This window comes from Rubrivirga litoralis (genome assembly GCF_031846415.1).
Taxonomy (GTDB): domain Bacteria; phylum Bacteroidota; class Rhodothermia; order Rhodothermales; family Rubricoccaceae; genus Rubrivirga; species Rubrivirga litoralis.
In genome coordinates this window covers 1-1,460 of the sequence record NZ_JAVRHT010000086.1, presented here as the reverse complement: position 1 = coordinate 1,460, position 1,460 = coordinate 1, and the positions used below count along the sequence as shown (strand labels likewise).

The 1,460-nt window shown below is 69.9% G+C and carries 1 protein-coding gene; it reads right to left on the bottom strand.

Translation table 11 applies throughout. The annotated features are described in order from the left end of the window. Nucleotides 1–7: 7 nt before the first annotated feature. A complete protein-coding gene (locus RM540_RS16265) occupies nucleotides 8–1,414 on the bottom strand; it encodes an IS30 family transposase (protein ID WP_311666072.1) in 1,407 nt (468 codons plus the stop codon). Nucleotides 1,415–1,460: the final 46 nt, after the last annotated feature.

The window sequence follows — 1,460 nt, the reverse complement described above, 5'->3', positions numbered from 1 at the left end:
CCCAGATTCAACCGGTCGTCGCAACGGTCGGTGGTGGTCGTAAGGCCTCGTCCATCGCTTCGGCTGGTGTACGCCAGCCTAGCGTCTTGCGGGGACGAGTGTTGAGCGCTAAGGCTACCGCCGCCAGCTCCGCCGCGCTGTGCGTGCTCAGGTCGGTCCCCTTCGGGAAGTACTGACGCAGTAGACCGTTCGTGTTCTCGTTCGTCCCACGCTGCCACGGACTGCGAGGATCGCAGAAGTACACGGGCAAGCCGGTCTGCTCCCGAAGCTCGGCGTGCTGCGCCATCTCGGCGCCCTGATCCCACGTCAGCGAGCGGCAGACCCGGTCTGGCAGTGGATCCATCGCCTGCGCGACTGCCTTGCGGACGGCCTCGGCGCCGTGTCCAGCCAGGGCCGGACCGTTCTTTTGGCGCGGCGCGGACCCGTGGTTGTCCATTCGAGGAAGCGGGAGCAGGAGCGTGTACCGCGTCGTGCGCTCGACCAGCGTGCCGATGGCTGAGCTACCGAGTCCGAGGATGAGGTCGCCCTCCCAGTGACCCGGCACCGATCGGTCGGCCGCTTCCGGTGGGCGGTTGCGGACGAGCAACTCGGGTGAGACAAACGATTTGCCACGCCCCCGCGTCCGGGCTCGCGGCGCGCGCAGGGTCCGCCCGGTTCGCAAGCATGCCGTCAGTTCGCGCGCCAGCCCACTCGGTCGGCTGTCATCGGCGTAGAGCGCCTGGTAAATGGCTTCGTGGCTAATGCGCATCGACGGGTCGTCGGGGAAGTCGACCCGCAGACGCGCGGCGATCTGCTCAGGGCTCCACGACTGCGCCCAGCGCCGAGGCTTGCGGCGTCCGTGTCGCCGTCCCTTCCACTCCACCGCCGGTCCCGGGACTTCGGCCCCGCTCGGCGAGGCGACAGCTCCGCTGAGGTGGTCCAGCCCGTAGGCGCGCAGCCTGGCGTTGGTGGTCAGCTTCGTTGGCCTGGGGCGCGCGGCCGATCGGTCGGCGTGCCACTGGGCTGTGGTCGCACGGTAGGCGAGCGACCGGCTGCGCGTGGCTGCGTTGCGACGGAGCTCTCGCGAGACCGTCGACGCTGCCCGGCCGATCCGGCGCGCGGTCTCGCGGACGCCGTGGCCTTGCGCGCGCAGCAGCGCGATCTCCTCTCGCTCGGCGAACGAGAGGTAGCGCCCCGAGAGTGCTGGGGCAGAGGGTGCGAGGTGTGTCGGGGGCATGCCACCAGCGTGTCGGAACCATCGGACCCCGACGGCCGGGGAGACGCCCACGCTACGGGCGGCGTCGACGCTGGACTGCCCGTCCGCGATGGCAATCCAGAACCGTAATCGGTGCGAGCGGCGCCCGACCGGCGGCCGCCCGGGTGAATGGAGTGGAGGACGTCCGGTGTTGTCAGGGTGTCGCGTCCGAGTGCTCATCGCAGATCCCTCCTCAAGGGTGTTGCGACGACCGGTTGAATCTGGG

Excerpts from the sequence above, each read along its gene's own strand:
- RM540_RS16265 (WP_311666072.1), bottom strand. The coding sequence starts at position 1,414 with ATGAGCACTCGGACGCGACACCCTGACAACACCGGACGTCCTCCACTC.